General features: G+C 55.5%; 19 protein-coding genes. 4 read left to right on the top strand and 15 right to left on the bottom strand.

Annotation, left to right across the window (positions count from 1 at the left end; translation table 11 throughout):
• Nucleotides 1–89: 89 nt before the first annotated feature.
• From ACG1BZ_RS05380 to ACG1BZ_RS05365, 4 genes are all read right to left on the bottom strand, one after another.
• Entirely contained in the window at nucleotides 90–1517 is a 1428-nt protein-coding gene (locus ACG1BZ_RS05380; RefSeq protein ID WP_413664712.1) for an aldehyde dehydrogenase family protein, read from the bottom strand.
• A gap of 238 nt (nucleotides 1518–1755) precedes the next feature.
• Complete coding sequence (ampE, locus tag ACG1BZ_RS05375) at nucleotides 1756–2631, bottom strand: regulatory signaling modulator protein AmpE (protein ID WP_413664711.1); 876 nt, start codon at nucleotides 2629–2631, stop codon at nucleotides 1756–1758.
• Between the two features lie 89 nt (nucleotides 2632–2720).
• The gene (gene ampD / locus ACG1BZ_RS05370) at nucleotides 2721–3278 is read right to left on the bottom strand and encodes a 1,6-anhydro-N-acetylmuramyl-L-alanine amidase AmpD (RefSeq protein WP_413664710.1); all 558 of its coding nucleotides are present in this window, start codon (nucleotides 3276–3278) and stop codon (nucleotides 2721–2723) included.
• A 190-nt stretch (nucleotides 3279–3468) separates the two neighbouring features.
• Nucleotides 3469–5940: a DUF1631 family protein gene (locus ACG1BZ_RS05365; protein WP_413664709.1), complete on the bottom strand. Its 2472-nt coding sequence runs from the start codon at nucleotides 5938–5940 to the stop codon at nucleotides 3469–3471.
• 433 nt (nucleotides 5941–6373) lie between these two features.
• Between ACG1BZ_RS05365 and nadC the strand changes: the two genes are divergently transcribed.
• Nucleotides 6374–7228, top strand: a complete 855-nt coding sequence (nadC, locus tag ACG1BZ_RS05360; RefSeq protein WP_413664708.1) for a carboxylating nicotinate-nucleotide diphosphorylase — start codon at nucleotides 6374–6376, stop codon at nucleotides 7226–7228.
• A 27-nt stretch (nucleotides 7229–7255) separates the two neighbouring features.
• On the opposite strand, the gene ACG1BZ_RS05355 is transcribed toward nadC, so the two are convergent.
• From ACG1BZ_RS05355 to ACG1BZ_RS05310, 10 genes are all read right to left on the bottom strand, one after another.
• Entirely contained in the window at nucleotides 7256–8005 is a 750-nt protein-coding gene (locus ACG1BZ_RS05355) for a sulfite exporter TauE/SafE family protein (RefSeq protein WP_413664707.1), read from the bottom strand.
• Complete coding sequence (gene ccoS, locus ACG1BZ_RS05350; protein ID WP_108732140.1) at nucleotides 8006–8191, bottom strand: cbb3-type cytochrome oxidase assembly protein CcoS; 186 nt, start codon at nucleotides 8189–8191, stop codon at nucleotides 8006–8008.
• Nucleotides 8192–8225: 34 nt separating this feature from the next.
• Nucleotides 8226–10658, bottom strand: coding sequence for a heavy metal translocating P-type ATPase (locus tag ACG1BZ_RS05345; RefSeq protein ID WP_413664706.1), 2433 nt, complete (start codon nucleotides 10656–10658; stop codon nucleotides 8226–8228).
• Nucleotides 10655–11179, bottom strand: a complete 525-nt coding sequence (locus tag ACG1BZ_RS05340) for a FixH family protein (RefSeq protein WP_413664705.1) — start codon at nucleotides 11177–11179, stop codon at nucleotides 10655–10657. The genes ACG1BZ_RS05345 and ACG1BZ_RS05340 overlap by 4 nt, the downstream gene beginning before the upstream one ends.
• Before the next feature lie 85 nt (nucleotides 11180–11264).
• Nucleotides 11265–12683: a cytochrome c oxidase accessory protein CcoG gene (gene ccoG, locus ACG1BZ_RS05335; protein ID WP_413664704.1), complete on the bottom strand. Its 1419-nt coding sequence runs from the start codon at nucleotides 12681–12683 to the stop codon at nucleotides 11265–11267.
• A 139-nt stretch (nucleotides 12684–12822) separates the two neighbouring features.
• Nucleotides 12823–13731: a cytochrome-c oxidase, cbb3-type subunit III gene (gene ccoP / locus ACG1BZ_RS05330; protein WP_413664703.1), complete on the bottom strand. Its 909-nt coding sequence runs from the start codon at nucleotides 13729–13731 to the stop codon at nucleotides 12823–12825.
• Nucleotides 13731–13964: a cbb3-type cytochrome oxidase subunit 3 gene (locus ACG1BZ_RS05325; protein ID WP_413664702.1), complete on the bottom strand. Its 234-nt coding sequence runs from the start codon at nucleotides 13962–13964 to the stop codon at nucleotides 13731–13733. Before ACG1BZ_RS05325 ends, ccoP begins: the two co-directional genes overlap by 1 nt.
• Before the next feature lie 18 nt (nucleotides 13965–13982).
• Nucleotides 13983–14600, bottom strand: coding sequence for a cytochrome-c oxidase, cbb3-type subunit II (gene ccoO / locus ACG1BZ_RS05320; RefSeq protein WP_413664701.1), 618 nt, complete (start codon nucleotides 14598–14600; stop codon nucleotides 13983–13985).
• Between the two features lie 11 nt (nucleotides 14601–14611).
• A complete protein-coding gene (gene ccoN / locus ACG1BZ_RS05315) occupies nucleotides 14612–16066 on the bottom strand; it encodes a cytochrome-c oxidase, cbb3-type subunit I (protein WP_413664700.1) in 1455 nt (484 codons plus the stop codon).
• A 155-nt stretch (nucleotides 16067–16221) separates the two neighbouring features.
• Nucleotides 16222–17442, bottom strand: coding sequence for an argininosuccinate synthase (locus ACG1BZ_RS05310; RefSeq protein WP_413664699.1), 1221 nt, complete (start codon nucleotides 17440–17442; stop codon nucleotides 16222–16224).
• Between the two features lie 319 nt (nucleotides 17443–17761).
• On the opposite strand from ACG1BZ_RS05310, the gene pyrC reads away from it, so the two are divergent.
• The 3 genes from pyrC (at nucleotide 17762) to ACG1BZ_RS05295 (ending at nucleotide 19959) form a co-directional block, all read left to right on the top strand.
• Nucleotides 17762–18793 (top strand): dihydroorotase, encoded by a 1032-nt coding sequence (pyrC, locus tag ACG1BZ_RS05305; protein ID WP_413664698.1) that lies wholly within the window; start codon nucleotides 17762–17764, stop codon nucleotides 18791–18793.
• A 129-nt stretch (nucleotides 18794–18922) separates the two neighbouring features.
• Entirely contained in the window at nucleotides 18923–19594 is a 672-nt protein-coding gene (rnt, locus tag ACG1BZ_RS05300) for a ribonuclease T (RefSeq protein WP_282931564.1), read from the top strand.
• A gap of 170 nt (nucleotides 19595–19764) precedes the next feature.
• Nucleotides 19765–19959 (top strand): hypothetical protein, encoded by a 195-nt coding sequence (locus ACG1BZ_RS05295; protein WP_413664697.1) that lies wholly within the window; start codon nucleotides 19765–19767, stop codon nucleotides 19957–19959.
• Nucleotides 19960–20064: 105 nt separating this feature from the next.
• On the opposite strand, the gene secF is transcribed toward ACG1BZ_RS05295, so the two are convergent.
• Nucleotides 20065–21066: a protein translocase subunit SecF gene (gene secF / locus ACG1BZ_RS05290; RefSeq protein WP_413664696.1), complete on the bottom strand. Its 1002-nt coding sequence runs from the start codon at nucleotides 21064–21066 to the stop codon at nucleotides 20065–20067.
• Nucleotides 21067–21071: the final 5 nt, after the last annotated feature.

Here is a 21071-nt window from a genome sequence, read left to right as displayed (position 1 = left end):
CATGGGAATAATCCAGCTTATCCACCGCCGATAACATCCAGTGTTCTACGGAGCAGGCACAGTGGAAAACCGTGCCTGTCGATAAGGAATTATTTGCTGAGCAAACGCAGGAATTTCATTTTCCTGTCGTTGAAGGGTGCATATCGTATATCGATATCGAGGATATTTCTGCGCCGCATTACGGCCTTGTAATGACTGAAAGTGCGGAAGCCATGCTCTCCATGGTAGGACCCCATACCGCTGGCACCGACGCCTCCAAAAGGCAAATCCTGGGCCAGCATAAACATCATACAGTCATTCACACAGGCGTTGCCGGAGCTGCAACGGGATAGAATCCGATCCGCCAATGCTTCATCCTGGGTAAATACATACAGGGCCAGGGGCTTCTCTCGCTCATTGACAAACTCCTCCGCTTTGGAAAAATCATCCAGTTCAATAATGGGGAGTATCGGGCCAAAGATCTCCTCCTGCATAACTCCCGCAGAGAGATTGACGTTGCGCATTATGGTGGGCGCCATATAGCAGTCATCCACATCGACTTCACCGCCAAATACCACCTCTCCATCCCCCAGGTAATCCGACAGGCGAAGGGTGTGCTGGCTGTTAATAATGCGCCCATAGTCGGCAGATTCCCGCGGATGCTCCCCATACATTTCCCAGAGAACCCGCTGCAACATGGGGGTGAACCGATCGGCTGTCTGCCGACTACAGAGAACATAATCCGGGGCGATACAAGTCTGCCCCGCGTTGGTAAATTTACCCCAGGCAATTCGCCGTGCAGCCACTTCCAGATTGGCATCATCGGCAACAATACAAGGGCTCTTTCCGCCGAGTTCCAGGGTTACCGGAGTCAGGTATTTAGCCGCCGCACTCATTATGATTTTGCCAACCCGGCCACCGCCGGTGTACATAATATGGTCCCAGCGCTGCTCCAGCAGCGCCGTGGTTTCCGCCACACCACCTTCGACGCACGCAAAGGCATCATTGTCGAGATAACGCGGTAATAATTCTGCGATTAACCGGGAGGTTGCGGGCGATAATTCAGAGGGCTTTACCACCGCGCAATTGCCAGCGGCAATCGCCGGTACCAGCGGCGATAACAATAATTGCAGCGGATAATTCCAGGCACCGATAATCAGCACTACACCCAGCGGCTCCGGTTGCACATAGCTCTTGGCCGGCTGGGTCATCATCGGCGATTGGACCTTGCGCGGGCGCACCCATTTCTTCAGGGACTTCAGGGTGTGATTGATATCATTGTAGAGAAATGAAATTTCAGTGAGGTAGCTTTCCTGGGGGGCTTTGCGCAAATCATCCTGAAGGGCTTGGACAAAATGTGCCTCGTTCTCGGAGATCATCTTGCGCAGCTGAGACAGTTGCTTGCGCCGCCAACTCAATTCAGTGGTGCTGCCGCTGCGAAAATAGGTTCGCAAGCCCGCCACTAATGTGGCTGCGTTCCAATCGTTTGCCCTAGCCAGATCTGACAACATTTGCGGTTCCAATACCGAAACTTCCAAACCCTACTTCCTCCAATGAGTATAAGCCGTCGCAGGCAATGACTAGCTTCGCTTTATTGATATGGCAAAGCGCCGAAGTCCGGCCGCTGGGGCGCGCAATTTCGTAGGAAGGGGGGGATAAGTCAAGATAGGAAGGAAAGAAAATTTTGAAAATGGCGACAAATTCAACAATCGTCCCAGAAGACAAAAGTATCTCTGGGGCGATGGTACAGGCATCACGGAGTTATTCAGAGGCTCCTTAGATAAACAGAACCAGAAGGGCCAAACCAGTGATCCAGAGAAGCAAGGTTCTGGATAGCAGCGCTTGAAGCCCCTCAATCTCCGCACCACTTTGGCGCTGCATCTGAGACAGATCGGAACCACCACTGCACTCACTGGCGTCAATACCGCCGAGAGCCCCCTCCAGGTAAGCTTCGAGAACCTGATCGGTATGGCTCTCACGACACATCAACACCCGGCGCCAGGCGCGGTAACAGCCGGCAAAGTTACCCACAATGGCAAAGCTCAGCCCCATCACACGGACCGGCAGCCATTCCAGCAACCACAACCAACGCGCCGCCGTCGCCTCTTCGGAGGAGCCCCGGGTATTTTCTGCGTACAAAGCACTCAAGCGGAAGAGTACTGCCCCGGGAATACCCAGCAAAATAAACCAGAACAGCACCGCGAAGAGTCTCTCAAAGGCGCAGTAGGCAGCGCCGCGAAATACCTGCTCATGCAGACAAGTGTCATCGGAGGGCGCTTCGTGTAACTCGCGCAAAATGGGCGCCGCCGCTTTGGTAGCACCTTCCAGGTCTCCGCTATACCAGTGGCGCAGGTAATTTGCGACGATATCGTTGAAGTTGCCGCGACCGAGACAATAGAGCAGCAGTGGCACCCCCAACAGCAAGTAGCCCAGACCGCCCGCTGCGCCCTCTGCCAGCGTCATCGCAATCGCAGAGATCAATACTGGAACCAGGATAGTGATACCAAGCAGCAGACCACTATTGCCATTAATGCTGGGCAACGCCTGTAAATACTCGCCCCAGCGACTGAACCAACCATCGCGATGTAACGGAGCCCCTGAGCCCCAGATTTGCACTAGGGCAACGGTGATCAGAACAATTAACAGAGTCATAAATAATCCGAGACTGTTTCAGTTATCAAAATCGTGCTACGGCTCCTGATACAGAAACCCTTCCCGCTTTTAAGGACCGCTACTGGATATCAGACGATTTCTTTCAGCTTGTTGAGGTAGCGCTCCCAGTCAAACCCCGGACCCGGGTCCAATTTCCTTCCGGGAGCAATATCCGAATGACTGGCAATTCTATCGATATCAATAGCGGGATAAGCTTGCATAATCGCAGCGCTCACCTCGGCAAGTGCGTGATATTGGGAGTCGGTGTAAATATCGGTATCCAAACCTTCCAGCTCAATACCAATGGAAAAATCATTGCAATTAGTGCGACCTTTAAACTCGGACTTGCCCGCGTGCCAGGCACGACGATCAAGGGGCACGTATTGAGTTACCAGGCCATCGCGGTCGATCAAAATATGCGCAGACACCTGTAACGCAGCGATATCGGCAAAATAGGGGTGCGCATCGATATCCAACTGCCCCAGGAAAAAGGCATCAATGTAGGGGCCGCCATACTGTCCGGGCGGCAAGCTGATACTGTGAATCACCAATAGATCCACCGCACAGTCTTCCGGGCGGCTATTGCAATGAGGACTCGGAACCCGGCGCGCGCCCGCCAACCAGCCAGACTCCACTTGATATTTCAATCTGCGATCTCCGCTGCAACCTATTGATAGCCCCGGTATCGCCCGGGGCTTCAGCAGTTACCATTCTATGGAAGCGTTGATCGATATGCCAATCTGATCGGAGCAGTATCGCGACATAACTTGCGGAAAACCACTGGCCACTGAGTATCCCTGCTAAATACTCAACGTCCGCTCGTTAAATTCCTGAAAATTAGCGCTGCTCACTGCGCTTCTTGCGCACATTGCCAATTACGGACTGCAGCGCCCGCTCAAACAACATGCCGTCATCCAGTGGCAACAGTTGTGCCGAACGCAGCGCATGGGCCAACTCTAGTCGGGCGAATTCAGCGACTTTGGCGCCATTGCGATTAACGAAGATAAACTGGTCGATATCGCGAATTACCGCCGCCAGACGACAACGGAACTGCTCGTCCTCAGAGCGCTTCAGCTCGAACCAACTGCCCTGTGCCAGGCGGAAGGTCATCTGCCAGTGGGGATCATCTTCGTCAAGGGGGGCCAGTCCATCCTGCTCCGGTGCAGCCACCTCTGCTTCAGCAACTGCCTGCTCAAGCTCTTCCATCTGCGGCACGGCCACTTCCTGGGGTTCGGCTTGGACAGCTTCAACAGTAACTTCAGCTGGCTCATCTGGAAGTTGGTCTTCGGCAGTGTCTGAAATCACTTCCCGGGTAACCACGGCTTCTGCAATAACCGCTTCAGTCACTGCAGCTTCACCAACCGTAGCTTCAGTAACATCAGCAGGTCCGGCATCAGTCTCCTGCTCCACTACAGGGGCAACAGGCTTGTCAGCAACATTATCAGCAACAACAGGCGCAGGCTCAGCAGATTTCGCTGCGCGCACTTCGCGGGCAACCTGCTCTGCCACTTCACGTTCACGCTGCTCCGCCAATTGCTGGGCCAGGGCAAAGCGCTCGCGATAAACTTCTTTGAGGCCGGTGAAAAGGGTACGCGCTTCGAAAGCGTTATAGGAAAGCGCCTCAATTCCCTCGCGCAATCTCTCCTGCAAAACAGGCAGTAAGCTCAATAACTGTTTGCGGGAATCCGGCATTGGGGCCTGCACACTCCACACGAGATCTCTCGCTGTGCGCACGTCGCGGTTCCAGGCGTCGCTCTCTGTCCCCTCTTTGACACAGGTCAGGAACAGCACGTTGTTCCAAACTTTGTTCAACCAATCCTGCACCACCTGTGGCAGATCCCGCTCTGCAACCAAGGCATCCATTACTGCGGCAACCCGTGCGCGGGCAGCTTGGGTTTTAGCCCGACCATCCGCCTCATCGACAACGCGGCGCTCCAACATCTCGGCACGCTTGCGCTCGCGGACGATAAATTCGCGCAGGGATTCCAGCAAAACGGCAAAGATATTGATATCCCGATCAAACTCATTAAGCACGCGCTCAACAATTTCGGATATCTCTTTGTACAGGGGATCGGATTCGTAGTTATCCCCCGCCTGCCATCCGGTAGCGGCATCGGCCAACTCGTTCAGCAATTTGCGCGCAGGATGGCCGCCTTTACTGAAAAATGACTTGTCTGCAATGGCTACTTTCAACAGCGGCAGTTGCAGGCGGCCCAGAAGTGATTTGATTTGGGTGGCAAGGCTGCGGTCCTCCAGAATAAAGGAAAACAACATCTCTACCAGCTTGATCACATCGCTATCGACTTTTGCCAGCGAGGCGGCCTGATTGGAATCCACCAAGCGCTGCTGTAGCAATTCGCCCACATTCAAAAGCTGTACCGCACTTCCACCTTGATAGTGGCTGCCACTTTGCAGTGCACCCAAGTGGGAAAGCAGATCCCCTGCAGGCATTGGAGTAACACCTGCGGCTGCGGGCACTAACCCTGGGGGGAAGTGCCCTGTCGCTGCGACTCCACCTTGTACTGGCTGGCTGCCAGCCTCTACACCACCGGCACTACCAGTGGGGGCACTGGCGGCGTGGGGAGCACCGTTGTAGGCCGAGCGCTGCCTGGCTACTCGCTGCTGCTCACGCAGAGATGGCAGTACGCCCTGCTCTACAAGTAATTGGTTACAGAATTCATAGAAGTCCCGCAGCTGCAGCATGACCACCTGCTCGAACTTTTTCAGCAGGGTGAGGCGAGCGCGGATAAATAGGTCCAGATCCTGAATCGCCTCTACAAAGGCGTCACAGATTACGTCTGGCCCCAGAGGGTTGTTCTTGTCGTACACCTTGACGGAGTAGAGCGTATCGAGCCTCATGCACAGCTCGGTAAGGGGCTCGGCGAAATCGCGCTTGGCATTGGCCACCATGGTATCGGCAGCGACCAACTGCTCCAGGTCATCATTGTGAACCAGCGACAGGTTATCTGAGGCGAAACTGCTTTCCGTCTTTTCTTCCTGGCGGACCTGAAAAGCGCGCGAGACGTTCTGGATAAAGTGCTCGGCAATATTGCGGCGCTCAACGCGTAGCAGGCGCAGTGCCTGGAAAAGCCCATCCTGCTCCTCCTGGCCATGAGCTCGCTCGGCCATTGCAAACAGGGAATCATCCACCTTGCCAAACAGCGCTTTAATCCGCTCCAGCAGCTGTGCCGTCGCTTTGTCCTTCAGCATTGTTACTGCGGCGGGCAGAACAGGGGGCTTACCTGATGCAGAAATATTTCGCGCTCCACTTTTCTCTGAGAGGGAAACTACCTTTCTGGATTCACTCATTTCCAAGAGGTCCTTCGAATGCCGTCCGACTTGTAGCGCTGAGGCCAAAAGCAAAAATTAGTGAGTGGAAAAGTGGTCTCCCAAGCGGAAACGGGGGCTTTCTGTTCCCCGTTAACCACATTCCCAAACTGTTGAAATCCCGCCGCGATCATGCGCGAAAAATCTGCCGAAGTTCTTGATTTCACTCAAGTTTTGACCGCGAGAGAACAGCGTTTACCGGCCCTGCTCTGAAACAATTCAGGCTGCGATCAAGCCTAACTCTTCGGTCATTCTACTCGCGTTATAGGACTGTTTTACACAGTTCTGCGACATATTTGAGACACTTGTCACAGCTATTCGTAGAGCCAACTGCTACTTGCCAATGACTGAGTTGAGCAGTCAAAACCCCGAGTGTTTTGGTAAACTGCGCCGGCGTTAATTTCGAGGTTTCCCAATGCGACCACAAGACACGGCTATTCCCAATATCACTACCGACCTGCAACGCTCAGTTCAGGTGGCCCTGGAAGAAGATATTGGTAGTGGCGATATCACCGCCCAGCTGATCCCAGAGGACCGCAATGCGCGGGCCCGGGTAATCACCCGCGAATATTGCACTCTGAGTGGTCGCGCCTGGGTAGAGGCTGTATTCCACACCCTGGACCCGGAGCTCGTCCTCACCTGGCACTTCGAGGACGGCGACCGCATCAAAGCCAACGCCGTTATTTTTGAGCTGGAAGGCAATGCCCGCGCCATCCTCACCGGCGAGCGCACCGCACTGAATTTCCTGCAAACCTTATCCGGTACTGCCACAACCGCTGCGGAGTTCGCCGCGCGAGCTGAAGGCACTGAGGTGAAGATTCTCGATACCCGCAAGACCATTCCCGGTCTGCGCAGCGCACAGAAGTACGCCGTACTTTGCGGTGGCTGCCACAATCACCGCATCGGTCTTTACGACGCCTTCCTGATCAAAGAGAACCATATCTTCGCCGCCGGTGGCATTGAGCACGCCGTCGCCCAAGCGCGAGTAATCAAGCCGGAAGCCTTGATTGAAGTCGAAGTGGAAAATATTGAAGAGCTGGAGCAGGCGCTCGCCGTCGGTGTGGACGTTATTATGCTCGACGAATTCAATGATGAAGACACTAGAACGGCCCTGAAACTGGCCAAAGGCAAAGCCAAAATTGAGCTTTCCGGCAGTGTCGACCGGGATCGCATCGCTCAGTTAGCTGAACTGGAAGTGGACTATATCTCTTCCGGTAGCCTGACCAAGCACCTGCGCGCTATCGACCTATCCCTGCGGATCGATCTCTAGCGCCCACAAGACCCACCATCACTGCGCTTAGTGATGGTGATGATGGTGCCCCTGCTCTTCTTTGTCTTCGGCGGGGGCTTCCATCCCGCTCATCTGCCCGTGGTTGGCGTGGTCTCCGTGTCCACCGTGGCCCATAGCCCCCCAAATGGTCCAGATACCAAACAGCAAAATCGCTGCGGCGAAACCATAGCGAACTCCTGGCTTCTGCACTATGCCACGCACCTGTGCCGCCGCAGCACCAGTGGCCAGCATGGCGGGCACGGTGCCCAAACCAAAAGCAAACATCGCCAGGGCAGACCGCTCGGCACTGCCCTGGGCCAAAGCGAACGTCAGCGCGCTGTAAACCAAACCACAGGGCAACCAGCCCCACAGGGAGCCCAGTGCCAATGCCTGCCCCGCTGAGCGAACCGGCAACAATTTGGCCGATAGTGGCTGCACATAGCGCCAAAGGTAACGGCCCCCTTTTTCAATCCAAGCCAATCCCTGCCAGATACCGCCGATATACAGCGCCATCAGGATCAGCATGACCCCGGCGGCAAAGCGCAGTGGAGTTAGAGCGGGCAATATCGCCGCACCAAGGGCACCGGCGAGCGCTCCCATCAGCGCATAGCTACCCAGGCGACCCAATTGGTAAGAGCCCAGCTGCACCCAAGCAGTCTTTTTCCCCGGTGTCGCCATACCCAGCGCTCCGGAGATTCCCCCACACATACCGATGCAGTGACTGCTACCCAAAAAACCGATAGCCAGAGCCGCCGCTAAAAAACCCCAGTCCCCCACTTACTTCTCCTGCTTCCTTTCCGCGTCAGATTTATCCTGCTGAACATCATCGTCATCAAACAAAATACGACGACCTTCCGTTTCCAGGTCATCGTACTGTCCGTTATTCACGGCCCAGAAAAAGAGCTTCACCGCAAAGCCAACCAAAATCACCGCAATGGGAATCAGGAAATACAGACTTTCCATCAGTTACACCTCCTCTCTTTCTGTGAGCACGGGATTAAGCCGCGGCGCTCACAGGGTTTTCGTCGACTTCCTGTCCACGGGACAGACGCAACGCATTTAGCACTACGATCAGAGAACTCAGGGACATACCGATTGCCGCAGCCCAGGGCGGCACCAGACCGCAAAATGCCAACGGCAGGGCAATCACGTTGTAGCCCAGAGCCCATGCCAGGTTTTGCCGCACAATTCGGCGGCATTTGTGCGCCAGCTCTATAGCCTTGGGCAGCACTTCGAGATCTCCGTTCAGCAAAATGGCATCGGCGCGGGACTGGGCCAGATCCGCCGCTGACATCATCGCCACAGAGGCATCAGCACCGGAGAGCACTGGCACATCATTGATGCCATCCCCCACCATTAACACCTTCTCACCATCGCTTTGCAGCTGCTTCATATGGCTGAGCTTGTCCTCTGGTGAAGCACCGGCGCGGTAGTTGTCGATACCCGCTCGCCCTGCCAGCCGCTCAACTTCCGCAGACTGGTCACCACTGAGCAGTTCCACTGAAAGACCTTGCTCAGTCAAACCCTCAACAGCGGTGGTTGCCGAATCCCGTAACTTATCCCCCAACGCAATCCAGGCAATAGGACCCAGGGAGTCGCCGAGCAGCAGCCACTGCCCCTCCCCTTCGGGTGTAGAAACATCCTCACTGGAGACAAAGCTCGCCTTACCCAGTCGGTAACTGTCCCCCTCGATCTGCCCTTCCAGACCAGCCCCGGTATGAACTTTCAGATCAGTGGCGATGAGATTGCCACGCCAGGCACGGAAGGCCCTGGCCAGGGGGTGATTGGTCTGGGATTCCAGGGCAGCGGCAACATCCTTAACCCGCTGCTCGCTCCAGTTGGCCCGCAGCAAATCAATATGCAGGATTCTCGGCTCACCGCGCGTCAGGGTACCGGTCTTGTCGAACAGCACCCGGCCGATACGCGGCAGCGTTTCCAGTAGGCTGCCTCCAGCCACAAGAAGTCCCAACTGCTGTAAACGCAGGGTGGCAGAGGCCAGGGCAGCAGGGGTTGCCAGCGACAGTGCACAGGGGCAAGTCACCACCAGCACAGACAGGGATACCCAAAAAGCGCGACTGGGATCGATTTGCCACCAGACAACAAACGCCGCTAGTGCCGCGAATAAAACGACACCGACAAAAATACCCGCGACCCGATCTGCCAGGGCCACTTGGTTGGGTTTATCTAACTGCGCCCGTTCTACCAGGCGCTCAATGGCGGACAGGCGAGTCGACTGCCCCGCTGCCGTAATTCGAATAGTCAGGGTGGAATCGCCGTTGACACTACCGGCATAAACCGGACTGCCTGCAGACTTCTGCTGCAGTGCCGATTCACCACTGAGCAGGGATTCATCCACACCACTAACGCCCTCCAGCACCTCCCCATCGGCGGGGATAGTGTCTCCCGGGCGCAATAAGACTTTATCCCCAGCGACCAATGCGGCCACCGGTACATGGACAATATCGTCACCTTGGTATTTGGCCGCCGTCATCGGCAGCAACTGAGCCAGACCACCGCTGGCTAAGCCAGCCCGATGGCGGGCGCGCATCTCCACCGTTCGTCCCAACAACAGGAAGAAGGTGAACATGGAGATAGATTCGAAGTACACCTCGCCGGTGCCAAATACCGTGGCGTAAAAGCTGGCGACATAGGCCATACCAATCGCCAGGGACACCGGCACATCCATACTCAGGTGTCGGGCGCGCAGACTGCGCAAAGCGGCACTGAAAAATGGACGCGCCGCATAGAAAACCACTGGCGTTGCCACCAGCAGAGAAACCCAGCGGAAGTAGCGTTCGAACTCGCCGACGCCCTCTTCCGCTGCAGCACCAAAATACAGGGCGATGGCAAACATCATCACCTGCATGGTGCCGAGTCCAGCGACACCCAGGCGGCGCAGGGCGGCGCGGTGTTCGCTCTGGATCACACTTTCCTGGTTGGCCGCAGTAGCCGGGGCCGGCCGGTAGCCAATCCTTTCCAGTTCGCCAAACAGCTCACTGGGTTTGATCTTGTCGGGATTAAAACCAATCTGGGCACGCTGAGTACTGGCGTTGACAGAGACCTTCTCAATCCCGTCCAACTGCCCCAGGTGCTTTTCTATCAACCACACACAGGCCGCACAGGTAATACCGCTAATCAACAGCGAGGCAATCTTGTTGCCGTTATCCCAATCGTGAACAAACTGCTGCTGCACTTCCGGCAAATCGTATGCCGCCCAGCGGTCCTGGGGTTGAGCTTCCTCCGGCCTGTCACTCTCCTTCTCCCGGAAGCGATAAAAGCCATCCAGACCACCGGAAACGATAGCGCTGGCTACCGCCTCACAACCTGGACAACACATATCCCGGGCGGCCCCGTCGATAACCACCGAGTGGTTGCTGCCGGGTGGGACTGGGAGTCCGCAGTGATAACAGGAGGAGGAAGACGAAGTCATTGAGTTACTGCGTTCAGTGGCGCGGCATTGCCGAGATCGAAGTTGATTTCACCTTTCAGGCGCCAGTTGGCGTCCTGATGCGCATCGGGATCGAGCTCCGGCATCAAGCGCAGATACCAACGATTCCCAACGCCTTCAGGCAAAGTGCCCTGGTAGCGGCCCACGGAGAGCTGGGAGAGCTCGATATGCTTATCCAGGTCAGACTCCACTGGGTGGCTCAATGTGAGCAGTAGGGCCTTGGGGTAGTCGAGGTCGCCATTCAGCTCCACGACAACCGATTTTTCAGACGGCTGAAACTGGACCAAAGCGGCCAAACCCAGCTCTTTCGCACGCAAGTCCTGCTCGGCGCTGAAGTGATACATGCGGCTGTCTTTGTAGTAAGTATCACTGACTTTATCGTCAGCAAAGCGCACCGCTATCGAGACTGTAATTGTGGAGACAACCACCACTGTAATCAGTGGGGCCAGTACCATCCACGCCCAAGGTTCCCGGTACCAGGGTTTTGGGGTTGATTCATTCATCGCGTTACCAAAAAGTTACCGTTTGTGCACAAAAGTCGAGCCCGCCTGGGCGGGCCCGTACTTTGCAACGGGATTGGCGTCCCGTCTACTGCTTTGGACCAATAAACACCGTTCGGTGCTTATCAACCAGCTCAGGATTGTCGACTGCTTGGACAACAATCTCGATATCGTGCTTGGTATCCTTCAGCTGGTCTCTGGGAACGCTTACCCGAATGGGAACGGAGAACATCTCTCCAGGCACCAGGTAAATCGTCTTCGGCTTGCGAATGGAGTAATCGTATTCAGGCTTACCTTCCACCTTTATGGTGAATTCGTGGGGAGCCTGATCCATATTATTGATTTTTACCGTGTAGACATTTTGCACCTGTCCCTGGGACTCACGGAACATACGAGCACCGCGGTCGCGAGTGATTTCTGCCTCGATTGGGCTTCGAGTCATCACTTGCTGTGCAAACAGGCCGGTCATCGCAACCAGTATCAACGCGTAGCCAAATAGGCGCGGGCGCAGGAAGCGGGTCTTTCCACCCTGCAATTCGTCCTCAGAGGTGAAGCGAATCAAGCCCTGCTCATAGCCCATCTTGTCCATCACGCTATTACACGCATCGACACAGAGGCCACAGTTGATACATTCGTACTGCATGCCGTCGCGGATATCGATATCCACCGGACACACCTGAACACACCAGTAGCAGTCGATACAGTCGCCCATACCTTCCGCCTTGTAATCCACGTTCTTTTTGCGCGGACCACGGGTCTCACCCCGCTTGGCATCGTAGTAAACCGCCAGCGTATCCTCGTCGTACATCACCGACTGGAAACGGGCATAGGGGCACATGTATTTACACACCTGCTCACGCAGGAAGCCGGCGTTCATATAGGTGGCAAAAGTGAAGAAAGCGACCCAGAAAACACCCTGCGGGTGCGCGTTAAACGTCGCCAGATCCACGACCAGCTCGCGCACACCGTAGAAATAACCCACAAATGCCAGTGCAGTTGCCAGTGAGATCAGCAGCCAGATCGTGTGCGTGCCACCCTTGCGCAGAACCTTTTCCAGGTTCCAGGGGGCCTTGTCGAGCTTCATTCGCTTGTTGCGATCGCCTTCACAAACCCTTTCTGCCCAGATAAACATCATGGTCCAGACGGTCTGCGGACAGGTGAAGCCACACCACACCCTGCCCAGCAAAGTGGTGACCGCAAACAGCGCGAAGGCGGCAATGATCAGCAGCCAACCTAGAAGGAAGCCGTCCTGGGGGCCGAAAGTAGTCCAGAAAATATGGAATTGGCGGGTGGGGAGATCAAAGAAGACCGACTGGCGCCCGTCGATATTGATCCAGGGTAGGAAGAAGAAAGCCAGCAGCAAAGGCAGGCCGGTATATTTGCGAACACGGGTGAAAACACCCTTGATATGTCGGATGTAGACTTTGTCTTCCGACTCATACAGCATGCGATAGCGAACTTCGCCATCACCTTCCTGTTCCTCACGGGTTGGAATTAAATCACTCACACAAACCTCACTCTCGCACGGGCACATCTTGTACGTGGGCCAGGTAGCCCCTTATGTTGAGGCTTTTTTCTCCGTCCCTGCAGCGCCCGGAGTCCCTTGATAAAACAAGGCCCAGCAAATGCCGGGCCTCAATAGTTAATTACTGCTTTTCTTCTTCCTGCTGCGACAGGCTGTAGACATAGGCCGCTACGAGGCGGATTTTGTCTTCACGCAGTTTATCTTTTTGCGCGGGCATCATATTTGTACGACCACCGCGAATAGTGTGTTGGATCTGTTCGCGATTGCTACCGTACAGCCAGATGTCGTCGGTCAGGTTCGGCGCACCCAGCATTTGGTTGCCTTTGGCATCCATACCGTGACAAGCCATACACACGGTGTTGAATACCTTCTGACCTTCGGCGGCCATGGCGGTGTCATGCTCCAGGCCGTTCAGGGAGAGAACATACTCTGTCGCATTTCTAACACCTTCTTCACCGATCACCGGACCCTGAGGAGGCATCATGCCCTGACGACCGTTGTACAGGGTTTCCAGGATTTTTTCCGGAGTGCCGCCGTACAGCCAGGCGTTATCAGTCAGGTTCGGGAAGCCGAAGTTACCACCGGCATCTGCACCGTGACATACCGCACAGTTGTTAGCGAAGATCCGGGAACCCATCTTGAGAGCTTCAGGGCTCTGCGCAATCTGCTCGATAGGCATATTTTCGTACTTACCGAAGGTCTCGTGGAATCTCTCCTGAGCCTTGGCCTGGGAAGCTTCCAATGCACCGACAGAAGTCCAGTTGCCAAAACCTTTGAAGTTACCCAGACCCGGGTAAACCACCAGATATCCCGCAGAGAACACCAGGGTGGCGACGAACAACATGAACCACCACTTGGGCAACGGGTTGTCGTATTCCTCGATGCCGTCGTAAACGTGGCCCGTGGTTTTGTTTTCCGGTTCAGCCTGGTCATCCACTGCCACCTTTCGGTTGGCGAACAGCACCCAGGTAATCAACGCCAGATTGGCGAGGGTGAGCACAATTACCCACACACTCCAGAATGTACTCATTACTTATCCTGCCCCTGTTTTCGATTGGCTCCGGGTTTATCCCCGGAATTGGATTCGTCCTGCTGAGCGGCCGACTTGTCCTTGTCGGCTTGTCGCTCTTCATCGGCAAATGGCAAATTGGCATCTTCTTCGAAGCGCTTCTTGCGCTTCGGAGAGAAGGCCCACCAGCAGATAGCCAGAAAAGCCACAGAGCCCAGAACCAGACCGATTTCCCGCAAAGTTTCAATAGTCACGAGTTTCCTTCCTCGCTATTAGCGTTTTTGGGTAACCAGGGTACCCAGCTGTTGCAAGTAAGCGACCAGCGCGTCAATTTCCTTGACCTTGCCACCTTTGAAAGGCTCAGCGGCGTTGGCGATGTCGTCATCGGTGTAGGGCACACCGACGAAGCGCAGCGCTTCCATCTTACGTGCGGTGTATTCGCCAGTTACCACATTGTCGAACAACCAGGGGTAAGCAGGCATGATTGACTCAGGCACAACACTGCGCGGGTTGTACAAGTGCGCGCGCTGCCATTCATCAGAGTAGCGTCCACCTACGCGCGCCAGGTCTGGACCGGTACGCTTGGAGCCCCACAGGAAGGGGTGCTCGTAAATGGATTCCTGAGCCATGGAGTAGTGGCCGTAACGCTCAACTTCCGCACGCAGAGGACGAATCATCTGAGTGTGGCAAACGTGGCAGCCTTCGCGAATGTAGATATCGCGACCTTCCAGCTCCATTGCTGTCAGCGGCTTCTGCCCCGGCAGCGGCGTGTAGTTATCCTTGGTAAAGAACTGCGGAACGATCTCAACCAGGGCGCCGAAACTGATGGCGATAATGGTGAAAAAGATCATCCAGCCGATGTTTTTTTCTACGAGGTCATGATTCTTCACGATCTAAACTCCTATGCCGCAGGCACTGCTCGAACGGTGTTATCGGCTTCGGCATCGTTTACCTTCTCGGTAATCGTGCGGTAAACGTTGTAAGCCATCAGCAGCATACCCACCAGGAACATGGCGCCGCCCAACCAGCGAACTACATAGCCCGGATGGCTGGCTACAACACTCTCTACGAAGCTGTAAGTCAGGGTGCCGTCGGCGTTAAATGCACGCCACATCAAGCCCTGGGTAATACCGTTAACCCACATAGCGGCGATGTACAGAACAGTACCTACAGTGGCCAGCCAGAAGTGCGCGTTGATCAGCTTGGAGCTGTACATTTCGCGGCGTTTCCACAGAACCGGAACCAGGTGATACAGAGCACCGATAGAGATCATGGCAACCCAGCCCAAAGCGCCGGAGTGTACGTGTCCAACGGTCCAGTCAGTGTTGTGAGACAGAGCGTTTACAGTCTTGATGGACATCATCGGACCTTCGAAGGTAGACATACCGTAGAAGGACAGGGATACCACCAGGAAGCGCAGGGTCGGGTCGGTGCGCAGCTTATGCCATGCGCCGGACAGGGTCATGATGCCGTTGATCATACCGCCCCAGGAAGGTGCCAGCAGAATCAGGGACATAACCATCGCCAGGCTCTGAGCCCAGTCGGGCAGCGCTGAGTAGTGCAGGTGGTGACCACCAGCCCATACGTACAGGGAGATCAGTGCCCAGAAGTGAACGATAGACAGCTGGTAAGAATAAACCGGACGACCAGCTTGCTTAGGTACGAAGTAGTACATGATGCCGAGGAAGGCTGCAGTCAGGAAGAACCCTACTGCGTTGTGGCCATACCACCACTGGATCATTGCGTCCTTAGTGCCCGAATAGATAGAGTAGGACTTGAACGGGCCAACAGGAATCTCCAGGTTATTAACGATATGGAGAACAGCAATAGTTACGATGTAAGCACCGAAGAACCAGTTCGCCACGTAGATGTGAGAAGTCTTACGCTTCATGATGGTGCCGAAGAACACCAGCGCGTAAGCAACCCAAACCAGGGCGATCAGGATATCGATAGGCCACTCGAGCTCAGCGTATTCCTTGGTGGAAGTGAAGCCCATCGGCAGAGTAATTGCCGCGGCGACGATAACGGCCTGCCATCCCCAGAAGGTGAAGGGGATCAGCCAGCCACCCCAAAGGCGGACCTGACAGGTACGCTGTACCACATAGTAAGAAGTGGCAAAGAGAACACTACCACCAAAGGCGAAAATTACCGCATTGGTGTGCAGGGGCCTCAAGCGCCCAAAGTGCGAGAAGGGCTGCCAAAAGTCGTTGAGTTCAGGCCAGGCTAGCTGGGCTGCGATCAATACGCCCATGCCCATACCAAAAATGCCCCAGACCACGGACATGATGGTGAACTGGCGCACGATATTGTAGTCATAGTCCGGCACAGGGCCGGTCTTTGCCACCGTTGTCGTCATGTTTTTACTTCCGTTGCTTTTAAGATTCGGTTCCACTGTGCGGGACTGGCCCACCACAGAAGGTGTGTAACCACAATGTGTGAGGCACTGTGGTTACTATTGGCCGGATAAGGATTTAAGCGCATCCTTGCCCGGTGATTGCTGATCTAAATCAACTAAATCAATTTTCTTCCTTTACCTGCGGCAATGCGCAGACGCAGGGCGTTGAGCTTGATAAAGCCCTCCGCATCCTTCTGGTCGTAAGCGCCAGCATCGTCTTCGAAGGTAGCGATACGCTCATCGAAGAGGCTGTCCGCAGAGCGACGGCCCACAGCACTCACGCTGCCTTTGTACAGTTTCAGGCGAACTTCGCCGTTAACCACATCTTGGGACTCATCGATCGCAGCCTGCAGCATGCTGCGCTCCGGGGACCACCAGTAACCGTTGTAAACCAGCTCGGCGTAGCGCGGCATCAGGGAATCCTTCATGTGCGCAACTTCGCGATCCAGGGTAATGGACTCAATGGCGCGGTGCGCCTTCATCAAAATGGTGCCGCCCGGTGTTTCGTAGCAGCCGCGGGACTTCATTCCCACGTAGCGGTTTTCCACGATATCCAGACGACCGATACCGTTGGCTCCGCCCAACTTATTCAGCTTCTCAAGCAAAGTAGCAGGGCTTAAGCGCTCACCGTCGATAGAAACGGGATCGCCCTTCTCAAAACCCAAAGTAATGTAGGTGGGTTCTTCCGGAGCCGCCTCGGGGCTCACACTCCAGCGCCACATATCCTCTTCGGCTTCCGCCCAGGGATCTTCGAGGTTGCCGCCCTCGTAAGAGATGTGCAGCAGGTTGGCATCCATGGAGTAAGGGGACTTCTTCTTGCTGGAAGAGAAGTCCACCGGAATATTGTGCTGCTCACAGTACTGCATCAGCTTTTCGCGGGAGTTCAGGTCCCACTCGCGCCAGGGGGCGATTACCTGGATGCCCGGCTTCAGCGCGTAGGCGCCCAGTTCGAAGCGCACCTGGTCATTACCTTTACCGGTAGCACCGTGGGAAATGGCATCGGCGCCAGTCTCGTTGGCAATCTCAATCAGGCGCTTGGCAATCAGCGGACGCGCAATAGAAGTACCCAGCAGGTACTCCCCTTCATAAATCGCATTGGCGCGGAACATCGGGAAAACGAAATCGCGCACATACTCTTCGCGCAGGTCGTCGATATATATCTCTTTAACCCCGAGGGCCTCGGCCTTGGCACGGGCCGGTTCCACCTCTTCACCCTGGCCGATATCAGCGGTGAAAGTCACCACTTCACAACCGTAAGTCTCCTGCAACCATCGCACGATTACTGACGTATCCAATCCACCGGAGTATGCCAGTACCACCTTTTCGATTTTGCTCATTGCTGTCCTCTGCTGCCGGAAATACGCCGCCGCGACAAAAACGCGGAGACGGGGAATGCCACTACGCGAAACTAGTGTCGGTCTGGGGGAGTTATTCTTGGAGATATGCCCAGGATCGGTAAATTGCGGGCACAACAATACCCACACTCTTTGTCGGGGCGCGATTGTAGCGCCTAAGCTCGCGATCGACTAGCGCCAAGGCGCGAGTAAGCACAATTGATTGATTTTTAACCTTTTCGTGCATCGCAATTTTGTACAGCTTCGGGTAGCATTCGCGCCGCACAACGACTCACTACGCTAAGAAGCTTTACGGAGTACCATGACGGAGCAAATTACCCTGCGCGCCCCCGACGACTGGCACATTCACCTGCGCGACGGCGCCGCTCTCGGGCGCACCGTGCCCGATGCTGCAAAACAATTCCGCCGCGTGATTGTAATGCCCAACCTGGTACCCCCTGTGACCGATGCCGAAAGTGCAGTGGCATATAAGGAACGTATCAACGCCAATGTTCCCGCCGACACCAACTTCGAACCCTTGATGGTGATCTACCTCACCGACAAGACCGACGCCGCCGTCATTCGCAAGGCCCATGAAGCGGGTGTTATCGCCGCCAAACTGTACCCAGCGGGCGCGACCACCAACTCCGATTCCGGCGTTACCGATATCGCCAACATCTACCCAGCCCTGGAAGAGATGCAGGCCTGCGGTATGAAGCTGCTGGTACACGGTGAAGTGACCACCAGCGATATCGATATCTTCGACCGCGAGCAGGCTTTTATCGAGAAAACCCTGTCCCGCCTGGTAGATGATTTCCCCACGCTGAAAGTGGTGTTTGAACATATCACCACCGCCCAAGCAGTAGAGTTTGTACAAGGCGCCCGCGAAGGCGTTGCCGCAACCATTACCGCACACCACCTGCTGTACAACCGCAACCATATGCTGGTTGGTGGTATCCAGCCGCATTTTTACTGCCTGCCAATCCTCAAGCGCGGCTACCATCAAAATGCACTGATCGAAGCGGCCACCAGCGGTAACCCGAAGTTTTTCCTCGGCACCGACTCAGCCCCCCACGCCCACCACAAAAAAGAACACTCCTGTGGTTGCGCCGGCTGCTATACCGCCTACTCCGCTATTGAGCTCTACGCAGAAGTATTCGAGCGCGCGGGCAAACTGGACAAGCTGGAAGGCTTTGCCAGTGAGTTCGGCCCCGACTTCTACGAGCTGCCGCGCAACGAGGGCACCATCACCCTGGTCAAGAGCCCCTGGACCCTGCCGGAAAAACTGGATATGGGTGGTGAAAATCTGATTCCCCTCGCAGCCGGTGAAACCTTAAACTGGCAACTTGCGTAATCGGCGAGCGCCCTGATTACAGCGCCTGCGGGAGAACACTCCCGGCAGGCGCCGCAATTCGAATACAATACCCTGCCCCACCAGCGCCAAATGCTGCTGGCCTGAAGACAAGATTTACAAGGAACCACCGTGACACCCGCCGAAGAACCCACAGGACCAAAAAGCTCTCTCGCCCAGCGATTCCGAGGCTTTCTGCCCGTGGTCATCGACCTTGAAACCGGCGGCTTTAACGCCCGCACCGATGCACTGCTGGAAATTTCTGCGGTTATCCTCGACATGGATGACTCCGGCAACCTCTTCCCGCTGGAGACCCACAGTTTCCACCTGGAGCCTTTTGAGGGCGCCAACGTTGAGCAATCCGCTCTCGACTTTATTGGCATCGACCTGGAATCCCCGGACCGCGACGCCTGGCCTGAAGAAATCGCCATCCCCGAGCTGTTCCGCAAGATTCGCAGCGCTGTGAAAAAGCACAGCTGCACCCGCGCCATCGTGGTTGCCCACAATGCCCACTTCGACCTGGGCTTCGTCAATGCAGCCGTCGAGCGGACCGGCATCAAGCGCAACCCATTCCACCCGTTCTCCTGCTTCGATACCGCCAGTCTCGCTGGCCTCGCCTACGGCCAGACCGTACTGGCCAAAGCTTGCCAGGTTGCTGGAATCGAATTTGATAACAACTGCGCCCACTCCGCCGAGTACGACGCAGAAAAAACCGCAACCCTGTTTTGCGGCATCGTGAACAAGTGGAAAGAGATGGGCGGTTGGCCGCTGGAAACCGAAGAGACCACAGAAGAAGCTGAATAACGCACTATCTTCCGGGCTGCCTCGCAGCAGCCCGATTTGTCCAAAAACGACAGAATTATTCGAAAGCTGTCGACAAAACACCCGCTATGTGCAGACTCTGGCCACTTGGGTGATTTTTTGTGCAAGCCGTGCTAATATGGCCCGCTTACACATAAAAACCGGATAGCGCCGTGGCCAAGAAACCTTCCTCTTCCTCCAATCGCAAACAAGCCGCTCCCCTCGAGACCAGCGAAAGTATCGAGGAGCAGGTAAAGGCGTTCCTCGCCGGTGGCGGTGAGATCGAGCAGGTGCCCAAAGGGGTGAGCGGCCAGACCAATACTTCCGGCCCCAAGCACATCACCCTCGGCAAAAAGCCCAGAGCCTAACCTCCGCGCAATAAAAAACCCCGACGGCGCTCCGCTGACCAGCAGCAAAGCGCGGCCGGGGCCGCTCGAATATGGCTGCGTCAACGCAGCCACTTCTCATTCACATCAGGGCATTTCTTCCAGTTCTGCGCCCTCTTTCACCGGCGGCATCAGATCTTCTTTGTTGATATTCAAAGCCATCAGCACGTTGGCAGCTACGTAAACAGAGGAGTAAGTACCCACAACCACACCCACGATCAAGGCCAGGGAGAAGTTGTGGATCAATTCGCCACCGAAGAACTGCAGCGCCCACAGCACCAGCAAGGTGGTGAAGGACGTCATAAAGGTACGGCCCAGGGTCTGGCTGATAGAGATATTGATAATTTCCTCAGACTCAGCCTTACGCACCTTGCGGAAGTTCTCGCGGATACGGTCCGATACCACAATGGTATCGTTCAGGGAGTAACCGATCACCGCCAGTACTGCCGCCAGCACGGTTAAATCAAAGTCCAATCCCATCACCGCAAAGAAGCCCAGCACGATAATCACATCGTGGCCCAGAGCCGCTACAGCGCCGAAAGAGAACTTGTACTGGAAGCGCAGGGCAACGTAGATCATCACCATAAACAGGGCCAGCATCATGCCCAGGCCGCCGTCGTCACGCAGCTCGGCACCTACCTGTGGGCCGACCATCTCGACACGGCGCAGCTCAACATCACCCTCACTCCCCTCTCTCAGGAGAGCCACAACCTTGTCACCGATCGGTGTCGTTGTTTCCTGATCGGTAGCGCTGATCTGGATTTCTTCCTCGGTCACCACAGGGGGCAACTTGATCAGCAGGTCCTTCTCAGAACCAAAATTCACTACCGTGGCACCGTCGTAACCCGCTGCTTCCAGCTGATCGCGCACGTCGCTAATAAAAGGCGTTACCTCATAGCCCACTTCAACCTGGGTACCACCGGTAAAGTCCAAGCCGAACTTCAGGCCGTTCATTGCCAGTGCGGCGATGGAGGAAAGTACCAGCACCACCGAGACAATCCCGGCGATCTTGCGCCAGCGCATAAAGTCGTAGACGCGCTTGCCCATGTACTCGGTAATTTTGCCGTTATCCACTTTGGTCTCACTCATGACTG

The organism is Microbulbifer sp. CNSA002 (genome assembly GCF_047324085.1).
Taxonomy (GTDB): Bacteria; Pseudomonadota; Gammaproteobacteria; order Pseudomonadales; family Cellvibrionaceae; genus Microbulbifer.
The sequence above is the reverse complement of the archived record's forward strand: the minus strand, read 5'-3'. Positions and strand labels throughout refer to the sequence as shown.